Source organism: Sagittula sp. S175 (assembly GCF_049800975.1).
GTDB lineage: Bacteria > Pseudomonadota > Alphaproteobacteria > Rhodobacterales > Rhodobacteraceae > Sagittula.
Genome location: NZ_JBNAGB010000006.1, coordinates 167,423 through 180,606, shown reverse-complemented (window position 1 = coordinate 180,606; position 13,184 = coordinate 167,423). Strand labels below are relative to the sequence as shown.

The 13,184-nt window shown below is 66.0% G+C and carries 12 protein-coding genes; 5 read left to right on the top strand and 7 right to left on the bottom strand.

Annotated elements, in window-relative coordinates; genetic code table 11:
- Window positions 1-25: 25 nt before the first annotated feature.
- Entirely contained in the window at window positions 26-1,012 is a 987-nt protein-coding gene (locus ACP16H_RS10100) for an ABC transporter substrate-binding protein (protein WP_425072158.1), read from the top strand.
- A gap of 245 nt (window positions 1,013-1,257) precedes the next feature.
- Here the strand turns inward: ACP16H_RS10100 and ACP16H_RS10095 are convergent, their stop codons facing one another.
- Entirely contained in the window at window positions 1,258-1,773 is a 516-nt protein-coding gene (locus ACP16H_RS10095; protein WP_425072157.1) for a thioesterase family protein, read from the bottom strand.
- A complete protein-coding gene (locus ACP16H_RS10090; protein WP_425072156.1) occupies window positions 1,770-2,537 on the bottom strand; it encodes an enoyl-CoA hydratase-related protein in 768 nt (255 codons plus the stop codon). Before ACP16H_RS10090 ends, ACP16H_RS10095 begins: the two co-directional genes overlap by 4 nt.
- Before the next feature lie 172 nt (window positions 2,538-2,709).
- Between ACP16H_RS10090 and ACP16H_RS10085 the strand changes: the two genes are divergently transcribed.
- Entirely contained in the window at window positions 2,710-4,455 is a 1,746-nt protein-coding gene (locus ACP16H_RS10085; protein ID WP_425072155.1) for an alpha-amylase family glycosyl hydrolase, read from the top strand.
- A 472-nt stretch (window positions 4,456-4,927) separates the two neighbouring features.
- A complete protein-coding gene (locus tag ACP16H_RS10080; protein WP_425072154.1) occupies window positions 4,928-5,854 on the top strand; it encodes a calcium/sodium antiporter in 927 nt (308 codons plus the stop codon).
- Between the two features lie 375 nt (window positions 5,855-6,229).
- Here ACP16H_RS10080 and ACP16H_RS10075 read toward each other — a convergent pair whose 3' ends face one another.
- The 5 genes from ACP16H_RS10075 to ACP16H_RS10055 all read right to left on the bottom strand — a co-directional run bounded on the left by ACP16H_RS10075 (window position 6,230) and on the right by ACP16H_RS10055 (window position 10,503).
- On the bottom strand, window positions 6,230-7,462 hold the full coding sequence (locus tag ACP16H_RS10075) for a glycosyl transferase (RefSeq protein ID WP_425072153.1): 1,233 nt from the start codon (window positions 7,460-7,462) through the stop codon (window positions 6,230-6,232).
- A 3-nt stretch (window positions 7,463-7,465) separates the two neighbouring features.
- Window positions 7,466-8,236, bottom strand: coding sequence for an HAD-IIB family hydrolase (locus tag ACP16H_RS10070; protein WP_425072152.1), 771 nt, complete (start codon window positions 8,234-8,236; stop codon window positions 7,466-7,468).
- An 83-nt stretch (window positions 8,237-8,319) separates the two neighbouring features.
- Window positions 8,320-8,940 (bottom strand): nucleoside/nucleotide kinase family protein, encoded by a 621-nt coding sequence (locus ACP16H_RS10065; protein WP_425072151.1) that lies wholly within the window; start codon window positions 8,938-8,940, stop codon window positions 8,320-8,322.
- A 55-nt stretch (window positions 8,941-8,995) separates the two neighbouring features.
- On the bottom strand, window positions 8,996-9,820 hold the full coding sequence (locus ACP16H_RS10060) for a GNAT family N-acetyltransferase (protein WP_425072150.1): 825 nt from the start codon (window positions 9,818-9,820) through the stop codon (window positions 8,996-8,998).
- On the bottom strand, window positions 9,817-10,503 hold the full coding sequence (locus ACP16H_RS10055; protein ID WP_425072149.1) for a GntR family transcriptional regulator: 687 nt from the start codon (window positions 10,501-10,503) through the stop codon (window positions 9,817-9,819). The genes ACP16H_RS10060 and ACP16H_RS10055 overlap by 4 nt, the downstream gene beginning before the upstream one ends.
- Window positions 10,504-10,749: 246 nt before the next feature.
- Here ACP16H_RS10055 and ACP16H_RS10050 point away from each other — a divergent pair, with 246 nt between their 5' ends.
- Both ACP16H_RS10050 and ACP16H_RS10045 read left to right on the top strand, forming a co-directional pair.
- Entirely contained in the window at window positions 10,750-11,733 is a 984-nt protein-coding gene (locus ACP16H_RS10050) for an ABC transporter ATP-binding protein (protein WP_425072148.1), read from the top strand.
- 89 nt (window positions 11,734-11,822) lie between these two features.
- On the top strand, window positions 11,823-13,088 hold the full coding sequence (locus tag ACP16H_RS10045) for an ABC transporter substrate-binding protein (protein ID WP_425072254.1): 1,266 nt from the start codon (window positions 11,823-11,825) through the stop codon (window positions 13,086-13,088).
- Window positions 13,089-13,184: the final 96 nt, after the last annotated feature.

Sequence of the window (13,184 nt, the reverse complement as noted above, 5' to 3'; positions counted from 1 at the left end):
GGCAAACAAACCCAAGGAGGTTCCCATGAAATCCATCTTCACCACTGCCTCGGCGCTCGCGCTCATGGCCACGCAGGCGCTCGCCGCCGACGACGTGACGCTCCAGCTCAAGTGGGTCACGCAGGCCCAGTTCGCAGGCTACTACGTCGCCCTCGACCAGGGGCTCTACGAGGCCGAAGACCTCAACGTCACCATCCTCCCCGGCGGCCCGGACATCGCACCGACGCAGGTCATCGCGGGCGGCGGCGCGGACGTCATCGTCGAATGGATGCCCGCAGCACTGGCAGCGCGTGAAAACGGCCTGCCGCTGGTGAACATCGCCCAGCCGTTCAAATCCTCCGGTATGATGCTGACCTGCTGGGGCGACGTCGGCATCGACGGCCCCGACAGCCTCGCCAACCGCACCCTCGGCGTCTGGTTCTTCGGCAACGAATACCCCTTCCTGTCGTGGATGAACACGCTGGGCATCAAGACGGACGGCAAGGCCGAAGGCTCCGTCGAAGTCCTCAAACAGGGCTTCAACGTCGACCCGCTGATCCAGCGCCAGGCCGACTGCATCTCGACCATGACCTACAACGAATACTGGCAGGTCATCGACAGCGGCATCACGCCCGAGGAACTGGTCACCTTCAAATACCAGGACCAGGGCGTCGCCACGATGGAGGACGGCCTCTACGTGCTCGAGGACAAGCTCGGCGACGCAGCCTTTGAGGACAAGATGGCCCGCTTCGTGAAGGCGTCGATGGCCGGCTGGAAATGGGCCGAGGAGAACCCCGAAGAGGCGGCCATGATCGTCCTGGACTACGACGAGACCGGCGCCCAGACCGAGGAACACCAGATGCGCATGATGGGCGAAGTGGCCAAGCTGACGGCAGGCTCCAACGGCGCCCTGGACGAGGCCGACTACCAGCGCACCGTCGACACGCTGATGTCCGGCGGCTCCGACCCGGTGATCACCAAGGTGCCCGAAGGCGCATGGACCCACGCCATCACCGACAAGGCGCTTCAATAAAGAAAGGTTTCGCCGCCTGACGGCGGCGACCAGCCGGGGGAGGCTCTGCCTCCCCCGGACCCCCTCCGAGGGTATTTAGATCAAGATGAAGGCAGGAGGCGCGCGCTTTGCCCTTCATCTTGATCCAAATACCCTCGGGGGAGTCTGAGCGGGACGCGCAGACGGGGGCAGAGCCCCCACCCGGCGTGGGCGCAGCCCGCGCTCCCCTGTGCGCGCATCCGCGCGCTCCGCGTGGGAACAGCCGCCTAGCGCCGCCCCAGCACGATGCCCTGCCCGGCCTGCGCGGGCCGCTCCAGCGCGCCGTGCGCCTGCCCGATCCGCTCCAGCCGCGCAGCCACCTCCGGCACCCATGCCTCCGGTCGCCGGGTCTCCAGATTGAAGCCCAGCATCTTCACCTCGTTCGTCGCCGCCACCGCGCCGTCAGCGGTCAGCACCCGATGAAACAGGATGAACCGCTTGGCGTCCCACGCCAGCACTTGCGTCTCGATGGCAAAAGCATCTCCCTCCGCCAGTTCCGCGCCGTAGGTCACGTGGTTTTCCACGATGACGTATTCATGCCCGCCCCGATCCGGCATCCGCAGCGGATCGTTGATCCAGTTGAAGAATGCCCAATTCGCCTGGTCGCAGGCGGCGAGGTACATGGCCATGTTCATGTGCCCGTACTCGTCGACCCAGTCCCCCGGCACCACGCCCTCGACCAGCCGCAAGGGAGCCTCCACGGCCCCGGTCCAGTCGTGGAATATCTCGACCGTCTCGATCATCGCCCCGTCCACTCCGGCTTGCGCTTCTCCATGACCGCCGCCACGCCTTCCTTCGCGTCCGCGCTGGCATAGATCCGGCCATAGGCCGACAGGTCCCCCGCCCGCATCCGGCGAAACGCATCCTCCACGCACAGCCCCTCCGTCGCCCGGTCGATCTCCTTGATCGCCCGCAAGCTGAGCGGCGCGCAGGCCGCCACCCGCTCGGCCAAGGCCCGCGCCGCCTCCATCAATCCGTCCGCAGGAACCACTTCGTTCACCAGCCCCCAGCGCGCCATTTCCTCGGCCGAGGCGCGGCGGCCGGTCATCATCATCTCCATCGCCACGGCGCGCGGCAGGCGGCGCGGCAGGCGGATCACCCCGCCCGAATCCGGCACCAGCCCGATGGCCGCCTCCGTCAGCGCAAACTCCACGCCCTCCGCCGCCACCACCATATCCGCGCTCAACACCAGCTCGAACCCGCCGCCCAGCGTCGTCCCGTTCACCGCCGCGATCACCGGCTTGGTCAGGCCCCAGTACTCCGTCAGACCGGCAAAGCCGCCGACACCCATGTCCGCCACCGGGTCCTCGTCCGCCTTCAGATCCCATCCGGCGGAAAAGAACCGCCCCCGCGCCGTGATGATCCCCACCGACAACCCGTCGTCCTTCTGCAACCGCGCAAAGGCATCGCCCAGCGCCCGCGAGGTCGCCGCATCCATGGCGTTCACCTTGCCACGCTCCAGCGTGATCTCCAGCACGCGGCATCGCGCCTCGACCGTCACATCCATCCCTGGCCCTCCTGTTTCCCCCGACGGTCCCCCAACGCGCGCCCCCGCGCAACCCCGCATCTGTGCCCAAAAACCGGGCATCCCCCGAACGCCGCCCGCCGCAGACCCGGCCCGCCCCTGTTCCCCCGGCCCACGCCCCCTATACTTGTCCGCAAAACCGGAAAGACGCGCCATGACCACAGCCCCGACCGCCCTGACGAACCGCCTGCGCGACCTGCTCATGCGCCTCTACAAGGACCGCGACCCCGAGGAGCTGGCCCACGCGGTCACCGCCGCCTTCTGGCCCGAGGGTCACAAACCCCGTGGCCGCGCCCGCAAACCGCTCAACACGCTCTGGAGCCAAAAGGACGCCCTGCTCATCACCTACGGCGACAGCCTGATGGACGGCGTCTACAAACCGCTCGACCTGCTGCGCGACTTTCTCGACCAGAACCTCAAGGGCGTGGTGAACGGCGTCCACATCCTGCCGTTCTTTCCCTTCACCTCCGACGATGGCTTCGCCGTCACCGACTACACCAAGGTCAATCCGACGCTCGGCGACTGGCCCGACATCCAACGCATCGGCGAGGACTGGCACCTGATGTCCGACCTCGTCCTCAACCACGTCTCCAGCCAGGGGACATGGTTCAACGCCTACCGCCAGGGCCAGAAACCCTATGATGAATTCTTCTTCGAAGCCTCCCCCGACGACGACCTGTCGATGGTCGTCCGCCCCCGCATCACCCCCCTGCTGCAGGAAATCGAAACCGCCCAAGGCACCAAACACGTATGGTGCACCTTCTCCCACGACCAGGTCGACCTGAACTTCAAGAATCCCGAGGTGCTGCTGGAGATCATCCGCATCATCCGCCTGCACGTCGACATGGGGGTCAAGATCATCCGCCTCGACGCCGTGGCCTTCGTCTGGAAGGAGCCGGGCACGCCCTCGATCCACTTGCCGCAGACCCACGCCATCGTGCAACTGCTCCGCGTGCTGGCGGACTTCGCGCAGGAACCCGTGGTCCTGCTCACCGAAACGAACGTCCCCAAGGCCGAGAACCTCAGCTACTTCGGCCAGCTGAACGAGGCCCACTGGATCTACAACTTCCCGCTGCCGCCGCTGATCCTGCACGCCATGCTGTCGGGCGACGCGCATTACCTGTCCAACTGGATGCGCGCCATGCCGCCCGCGCCGCAGGGCTGCGCCTACCTGAACTTCACCGCCTCCCATGACGGCATCGGGATGCGCCCCGCCGAGGGGCTGCTCCCGGACGAGGAAATCGCCAGGATGATCTCCACCGTCATGGATTCCGGCGGCCGCGCGTCGATGCGCGCCCTGCCGGACGGCGGCACCGCCGTCTACGAACTGAACGCCACCTTCTTCTCGGCCACCGCCCGCACGTACAAGGGCGACACGGACCACCACCTCGCGCGCTTCATTGCCTCGCAAACCATCGTCATGTCGCTCGAAGGCGTCCCAGCCTTCTACATCCACGCCATGCTGGCCACGGAAAATGACCTCGACGGCGTCACCCGCCGCCAGATGAACCGCGCCATCAACCGCCACCGCTGGGACTACCCGGAGCTGCGCGCGCTGCTGAAGGACCCCGCCAGCCCGCAATCGCAGGTCCTCACCGCCCTCTCCGACCGGCTGAAGATCCGCGCGAAACAACCCGCCTTCCACCCCAACGCGACGAACTTCACTCTCGCCCTCGACGACCGCGTCTTCGCCGTCTGGCGGCAGGCCCCCGACCGCTCGCAATCCATCTTCGCCCTGCACAACGTCAGCGCCGACACGGTGGAGCTGCCCCCCAAGGCCATGAACCTGATCGCCGACGAAGACTGGACCGACCTCCTAACCAAAGAAACCCTCCACCCGGAAACCGACGGCGTGACGCTGGCCCCCTACCAGTGCCGCTGGATCACCAACCGGGGGTAAAGCCCCGAGCCGCCGCCGCGCCCTCCCCCTTGCTCCCGTAAAACCGACAGCCTCTCCCCGGCTCCAGACCGCGCACCGGTCGTGACCGTGGCAGGGGGCTCTGCCCCCCGTCCCGTTCCGGGACTCCCCCGAGGGTATTTGAAAAACCAAAGAAGCAGGGGCGCGCGCCCTTGCCCTTCATCTTGATCCAAATACCGCGGGGGAGTCTCCCGGCACGGGAGACGGGGGCAGAGCCCCCACTTCGGCACATACTGCGAGTCAGCGAAGCGGCGGACAAACCATCGCCAAGCTTCCGGGCAGGGGCACGGTGCCCAATTGGTCAGGCGGGGACGCAGGCGTACCGCCCCCCTCGCGCCCGAGATGTTTATTTCAGACTCCTGCCCCCCGCCCTCTTGCGGGCCGCATCGCACCACCACACCTGAGCCGAACCGCCCCGTGCATCCCGCACGGGGCCTTACCGTGTGAAGATCAAATGCTCGACATATGGGCGCCGCTGCTCGGCGGTCTCGTGCTTCTCGTGGTCGGTGGTGACGTGCTGGTGCGGGGGGCGGTTGACGTGGCCCGCCGCCTAGGTGTCTCGCCCCTGATGATCGGCCTTGTGCTGGTGGGCTTCGGCACCTCGCTGCCAGAGCTGGTGACCTCGGTCCGCGCCGCGCTGACGGGCGCGCCGGGCATCGCCTACGGCAATATCGTGGGCTCCAACATCGCCAATATCCTGCTGATCGGCGGCCTCTCGGCGCTGCTGTTCCCGATTGCGGTCTCCCCCGCCGGGCTGAAGCGGGATGCCACGGTCATGGTCGCCGTGGCGGCGGCCTTCGCCGTGCTCAGCTTCGTGCTGGACATGGGCCGCCTGCCGGGCCTCCTCTGCGTCGGCGCGCTGATCGCCTACGTGGTGCTGGTCTACAGCCAGGAACGCACCGCGCCCACCATCGAGGACGATGCCCTGCCCCCGGGCCCCATCCTCTGGCCCTTGGCTCTGACCTTCGGCGGCCTTGCCATGATTGTCGCGGGCGGCACCTACCTCGTGTCCGGCGCCGTCTCGCTGGCCGAATCCGCCGGCATCTCGCAGGAGGTCATTGGCCTCACCATCGTCGCGGTCGGCACCTCGCTGCCAGAGCTGGTGACCTCGGTCATCGCGGCCCTGCGCAAACAGGGCGACGTGGCCTTCGGCAATATCGTCGGATCGAACATCTACAACATCCTCGGCATCGGCGGCATCACCGCCCTCAGCGCGCCATCCGAAGTGCCGGCCCAGATCGTCACTCTCGACAATCTGGTCATGCTGGCCGTCTCGGCCCTCTTCGTCATCTTCGCCAAGACCGGCCTGCGCATCTCGCGCCGCGAAGGGGCCGTGCTGCTGGCAGGATACGCCGCCTATATCGGCCTGCTCGTGACCTGATCCACGTCAGGGGGGACGGCACCCTGTCTCCCCTGACGGTCTCCGCCATGGAAGCGCGAGCCCCACGCCAATCGACAGCATCGTACCTGCAGCCGCCACGGGGACCGACGGGTCGGCGGGCGGGCGATGCGCGGCACGCGCGAGTCCCGTCCCCGACCCGGCCCATCATTAACCATTTTTCCGCGCCGCAGCGCAGAAAGGTTACCAACCGGCCGTTTAACCGGGGCAAACCGGCCGGTTTACCCCTTACAGACCGGAAAGCTGCGTTACCAAACGGTTATACCCTTGTGGCTCGTACCGCCCAGCCCCCCATACCTGCCCAGCGCACGCGGCCTTAACCCGTGCGCCCGGTGCATTAACCTTAACGGTCGTTCATCAAAACGCCTTGGCCACGAATTCCTCGTTGTCCGCTGCCACGATTCCCCGCAACTCACCGATCAGGCCCGCATCCGCCGCATTCACCCGGCTCCAGTTCGGGATGAACGGCGCCTCGTTGGGTTTCGCAAGGAACACATGCCCCGCCGCCATGATGTTCTCGGCGAACATCTCGATGGTCTTCTCCTCGCGGTGCCGGTCCAGCGTCAGCCCGTTCATCCGCGCATCGTTGTCGTAAAATTCCAGCAAATCCAATGCGATCCGGTAATAAGTCGCCTTCAGCGTCCGAAAGGTATTAGCCGAGAACAGCGTCCCGTCCGCCGCCAGCTTGCGAAAGATCGCCTTGCAGATGTCCGTCGACATGCGGTTCAGACCGGATTTCGCATCCTCTTCGCCCACGTCCTGATGCTTGTGGTCATAGGCATCCGCGATCTCCACCTGGCAGACAGAATGCCGCCCGGAATTCCGCCAAACCTCTGACAACACACCAATTTCCAGCCCCCAGTCCGAGGGGATGCGCAGATCCGGCACCAGCCCGGTGCGCAGGGCGAACTCCCCCGACAGCGGGTAGCGGAAGGCCCGCAGGTAGTCGATGTAGTCGCGATCCCCGATCACCTTCTTCAGCGCGATCAGCAGCGGCGACACCAGCAGCCGCGTCACCCGCCCGTTCAGCTTGCCGTCGCCGATGCGCGGATAGAACCCCTTTGACAGCTGATAGCGAAAGTTCGGATTGACCACGGGATAGACCAGCCGCGCCAGCATATCCTTTTGATAAGTCACGATATCACAGTCATGCAGCGCCATGACCGAGGTATCCGCGCAACCGATCATGTAGCCCATGCAGGTCCACATGTTCTTGCCCTTGCCCGGCTCCTCGGGCGCAAGCCCAAGGCCTTCGAGCTTGTCCATGTAGGCCTTCATGCGCGGGCTGTCGTTCCACAGCACCACATGCTCCTGCGGCAGCACCGAGAAAAAGTCCTTCGCCCGCCGGAACTGGTCCTCGTCGGCGCGGTCCAGCCCGATGATGATCCGGTGCAAGTAGCTGACTTCGCTCAATTCCTTGAGGATGTTTGCCAGCGCCGGCCCCTCCAGCTCGGAAAACAGCGAGGGCAGCACCAGCGAGATCTTCCGCGTCTGCGCGTAGCTTTCGATCTCGTAGACCAGTTCTTCGATGGGCCGCTGGCGGAGATTGTGAAACTGGGCAATGTTGCCGTTCTGGTGAAAATCCGCCATGGGTCAGTCCTTCTCGATCTCGTTCAACAGGGCCAGGACCGCCTCGGCCCAGCCCTCCGGCCCCGGCGCCTCTGTGCGCCGGATATGCCCGTCTTCCTCGCCGTCCATCGGCGGCAACCCGGTGCCCTGATCGTTGCGCACGATCACCCCGTAATCTGCCGTCTCCAGCATCTCGCGGTCGTTGGGCGCGTCGCCCAGCGCAATCGTCACCGTCGCCCCCAGCATGTCCATGACCTCGCGCATGGCGTCCGCCTTCGTGCGTCCCAGAGACAGCGTGAGGAACCGCCCGCCATGGCGCGCGCTGACCCCGTACATGCCCAGCATCGCCTTGAAATGGCTCAGTTCCGCATCGGTCCCGGTCCAGGACCCCGGCTCGGAATACATCCGCTGGCGCGCCAGTGCGGCGGCCTCCTCCGACAGGCCCGTCAGCTCAGCCACCCGCGCCTCGGAGACATCGCCAAAGCCTTCGAACACCGCCCGCAACTCGGTGGGCACATCCTGCAGCGCCTGCCTGATCCGGGCATAGTCCGCCCCGCCCGAGATCGCCTCGCCGGGGCGGTACAGCCCCGCGCCGTTCTCGACGATGGCGGGTGTGTCGCCCAGATCCAGTGCGTCGTGAAGCACCGCCACCTCGGCGGCGGTTTTCGAGGTCGCCAGCACCACCGGCACCCCGCGTGCCTTCAACGCCTCCAGCGCGGGTCGCGCGGCCTCCCAGGAATAGGACCCGTGGTCCAGCAGCGTCCCGTCCAGATCGGTGAAAACAACCAGCCCCATGGTGCCCCCTCGTTACGTGCCTTCACCAACTATGCCCAACCGGGGACCGGACAACCACCCCTGATGCTGCATTGCGGCGAAATTCACGCCCAGTGCACGGTAACGTCTGTCTCGACCCTTCGTTCCGCGACACGGCGCGCGTTGGGAATGTCGTTGCCCAGCGCCTTCTCGCGGGCGCGCGCCGCGTCGAACCCGAACCCCAGCCAGCGCGCAATCAGGCGTCGCTCCAACTCCTCCACCGGCACGTCGAGGAACACGGACACGTCCCACAGCGCGCCCAGATCGCGCCAGCCCTCTTCGTCCAGACACAGGTAATTGCCTTCGACAACAACGGTTTCCGTCTCCGGCCCGATGCGGGACGCGCCCGCGATGGCAATCTCTCGTGCGCGGTCAAACACCGGCAGGTAGACCACCTCCTCTGTCGCGACCCGCGCCACCGTCGCGGCAAAGCCCCCCCGGTCGAAGGTCTCCGGCGCGCCCTTGCGCGGCAGCAGTCCGGCAGGCTCCAAAAGCCGGTCGTCGAGGTGAAAGCCGTCCATCGGCATCACGACCGCATGGGGCAGTTGTGCCGCCACCGCCTCTGCCAGCGTCGATTTCCCCGACCCCGGCGCCCCGGCCAGCGCAATCAGCCGCCGCCGCCCCCGCGCGGGCCGCCCGGCAACCGCATTCAGGATGTCCGCCGCCATATCGTCAATCGTGCGCATGTCGCCCTCCGCTGTTAGCGCCAGACATGCCATTCCCGACGCGCAGGCTCAAGCCTCAGCCCAGCTCCAGCGTCGCCACGGCAAAAAGCCTTTCCGCCGAATCCGGCGCGGTTCCGCGATACATGCGCGCGGTGCGGAAACCGGGGGTTAATCCCATGTCGTCACAAATACCACCCAGAAGATCAGAGCGTGTCGGCACGTCGATCATCACGCTTTCGCCAAAGGGGATCGCCGCCACCTGCAACAACGCCCGCGCGTCCTCCGCGGTCTGCGCCCAAAACGGCCCGATCTTCGCCCCCGCCCGGCAAGCCCGGACCGTGGCGAACCCGGCAATCTCGCCGCCGCGGTCCAGCACAAAGGTCTGCCGCGTCGTATCTCCGCGCACCCACCGCTCCAGATAGGGCTTTGCCTGACCGGATGCGCGCGCTTCCAGCGCCACCACGGCCCCGGCCTCCGTCGGCTGCATCAGCCGCACCGCCGGATGGGTGTCCGCCGCGATCCGCCCGGCGTAGCGCACCGTCTCTCCCGACCGGACAAATCCCGAGCGTTCGTAATTCGCTTGCTGCGCCTGCACCCCGTCCAGACCCACGCAGCGCGTCCCGGCATGCGCCAGCGCATGTTGCCACAGGGCGTACCCGATCCCCTTGCCGCGATACTCCGGCAGACACAGGTAAAGGCCGAGGAAGGCATAAGCCTCGGAATGATTGACGACGGAGATCGCCGCCACGATGTCTTCCCCGTCGCAGGCGACAAAGAACCCCTCCGGGTCCGCCGCATGGAAGGATACGGCGTCGTCCAGCCCCGGGTTCCAGCCCTCTGCCGCGGCCCAGTCCAGCACCTGCTGCAATTCGTCCAAGCCCATGTTCCGAAAGAAGATCATCGCCCCAAAGCCTCCCTCAGCGACTGCGCCCCATCGGGCAGGTCCCGCAGGTCCAGTTGTGAAATCAGGTCCAGAAGGTGCCCCTTCATCAGGTCCTCGGCGGCGTCGCCGTCCTGCCTGCGAAGGGCGTCCACAAGAGCGTGATGCGCGTGGCTTTCACACATGGCATTGCGCCGCCGCCAGTACAGCGCGATCACCAGCGACGAACGCGACACCAGCTGGCGAACGAAAGCCTCCACCGTGGCCTGATCGGCGATCCGGGCGATCTCGACGTGGAAATGCCCGGACAGCTTCAGCGCCAGCCCCGGCGCACCGTTTCTGAGCGCCGTGTGCTCCTCGGAAATGTGCCGTTCCAACAGGGCAATGTCCCCGGGCGTGGTGCGTTCGGCGGCAGAGCGCGCCATGCGCGGCTCCAGCAGGGCCCGCGCCTCAAAGACTTCGCGGGCCTCCTTCACGGTTGGTTTCGCCACGAATGCGCCCCGGTTGCGCTCGATGGTCAGCAGGCCGTCATGGGCCAGCGCGTGCAGCGCCTGCCGCACCACCGTCCGCCCGACGCCAAAGATCTCGCCCACCTCGTCCTCGGACAGCTTCATGCCCGGCAGGACGCGATGCTCGTGGACCGCCTCGGTCAACTGCGCCGCGATCTGCTCTGCCGTGCTGGCGCCATGGGGTGTCACATCCACCTGACTGCTCCTCGTTATCTGCCTTTAGAGGTATGCGCCGACCGGACCATCGGCAAGATTCGCCCCTCCGCCACACGATCACTGACCAGATCGTATACAATCCAGCGCCAGTTTTTCGACGTTTCTTGGCGGTTTTCGCACAAATTTGCGGCAAATCATGACCAATCCCTCTGCGCCATCACAGAAAACCGTTCCGATTCGCGACGGTTCGCCGCCAGATCGTATGCAATCTGAAGGGGGCCACTCATGCGATCCGACCTCGACCTCGAGCTCGTCAAACTGACCAAGCGCTATGGCGATACGGTCGCCGTCGACGCCATCAACCACATGTTCCCTGCCGGCACCTACGCCTGCCTGCTCGGCCCCTCGGGCTGCGGCAAGTCCTCGACCCTGCGCATGATCGCCGGGCACGAAAGCGTCAGCGATGGCGCGATCCTGTTGGGCAACAAGGACATCGGCCACCTGCCGCCCGCCAAGCGTGGCACGGCGATGATGTTCCAGAGCTACGCGCTGTTCCCCCACCTCAGCGTGGCGGACAACGTGGCCTTCAGCCTGAAGATGAAAGGCACCGACGCCGCCCCGCGCCGCAAGCGTGCCATGGAGATGCTCGAACTGGTGGACATGACCCACCTTGCCGACCGCCTGCCCGCGCAACTGTCCGGCGGACAGCAACAGCGTGTCGCGCTGGCCCGGGCGTTGATTACCAACCCGCAGGTGCTGTTGCTGGACGAACCCCTGTCGGCGCTGGACCCCTTCCTGCGCATCCGCATGCGCGCCGAGCTGCGCAAGTTGCAGAAGGAACTGGGGATCACCTTCATCCATGTCACCCACGGACAGGACGAGGCGCTGGCGCTGGCCGACCAGATCGTGGTGATGAACAACGCCGTCATCGAACAGGCGGGTCCGACCCGCGAGGTGTTCGACGCGCCCGCCACCGCCTTTGTCGCGAAATTCCTCGGCAGCCACAACGTGATCGCGCTCCCCGAAGGCCATTTCGCGGTGCGGTCCGACCAGCTGCGGATCGTGGCGCCCGAGGCGGCCAAACTGCAGGGCCGCGTGGCCTCGGTCGAGTATCAGGGCATCCACGTGGCCCTGACCGCCATGGTCGCGGGCGATCAGGAGTTGACGGCTCTGATGACGGACAGGGATTTCTTCGGCGCGCCGAAGGATGTGGGCGAGGCCGTTGGCCTCGACTGGGACCAGGAGGCCCTGCACGCGCTGCGGGCCTGACGCGAAACCACGCCCGACGGGCGTGATCGAAATTTCCTTGGAAATTTCGGACACCACCAACCAAGAACAGGGATGACACCATGACGACGATTTCGAAAGTCCGCTACTCGCGGCGTTCGCTGCTGAAGACCGGCGGCGCGGCACTGGCCGCAGCGGCCCTGCCCGCGCCCATGGTCTGGGGCCAGGAGACCAAGAACATCACCCTGCGCCAGTTCGGCACCGGCGTGTCGAACCTGAACGACGTGGCCAACAAGGTGAAGGAAGACCTGGGCTTTACCCTGGAGATGACCGCACTGGATTCCGACGCCGTGACACAGCGCGCCGCCACCCAGCCGGACAGCTTTGACATCGCCGATATCGAGTACTGGATCTGCAAGAAGGTCTGGCCGACCGGCAACCTGCAGGCGATGGATGTCTCGAAGATCAAGAACTACGACAAGATCGTCGGCATCTTCAAATCCGGCAAGCTGACTGAGGATTCGGTCATCGCGCAGGGCACCGCGCCGCACACCGTGGGCTTTGTCCCCGAGCAGGGCGCAAAGACCTTTGCCGACGAGCAGACCAACTGGATGACGCTGATCCCGACGATCTACAACGCCGACACGCTGGGCATCCGCCCCGACCTGATCGGCCGCCCCATTGAGTCCTGGGCCGAGCTGCTGAACCCGGAGTTCAAGGGCAAGGCCTCGATCCTCGACATTTCGTCGATCGGCATCATGGACATGGCCATGGTCTGCGAGGCCATGGGCGAGATCCAGTATGGCGACAAGGGCAACATGACGAAGGAAGAGATCGACAAGACCATCGGTATCTTCATGGAAGCCAAGAAAAACGGCCAGTTCCGCGCCTTCTGGAAGACGTTTGACGAGTCGGTGAACCTGATGGCCTCGGGCGAAGTCGTCATCCAGTCCATGTGGTCGCCCGCCATCACGGCGGTGAAGTCGCGCGGCATCGAGTGCGTCTACCAACCGCTGAAGGAAGGCTACCGGTCCTGGGGCGGCGGCATCGGCCTGTCGAACTCGCTGTCCGGCATGGAACTGGATGCGGCCTACGAATACATCAACTGGTATCTTTCGGGCTGGGTCGGCGGCTACCTGATGCGCCAGGGCTATTACTCGGCGGTGCCGGAGACCTCGAAGGAGTTCATGTCCGAGAACGAGTGGGGCTACTGGTTCGAGGGCAAACCCGCGACCGGCGACATCACCTCGCCCACCGGCGACGTGCTGGCGAAGGCGGGCGACGTGCGTGACGGCGGGTCCTTCGAGGAGCGTATGGGCCGCGTGGCCTGCTGGAACGCCGTCATGGACGAGAACCAGTACATGGTCCGCAAGTGGAACGAGTTCATCGCCGCATGATGTTTCGCCTCGGCTGACGCCGAGGCGACCCGCGGGGGGGGGGGGCGGGCCGCCGGGCGGCCCGGGGGGGGCGGCGCCCGCGCCGCCCGCGGGGGG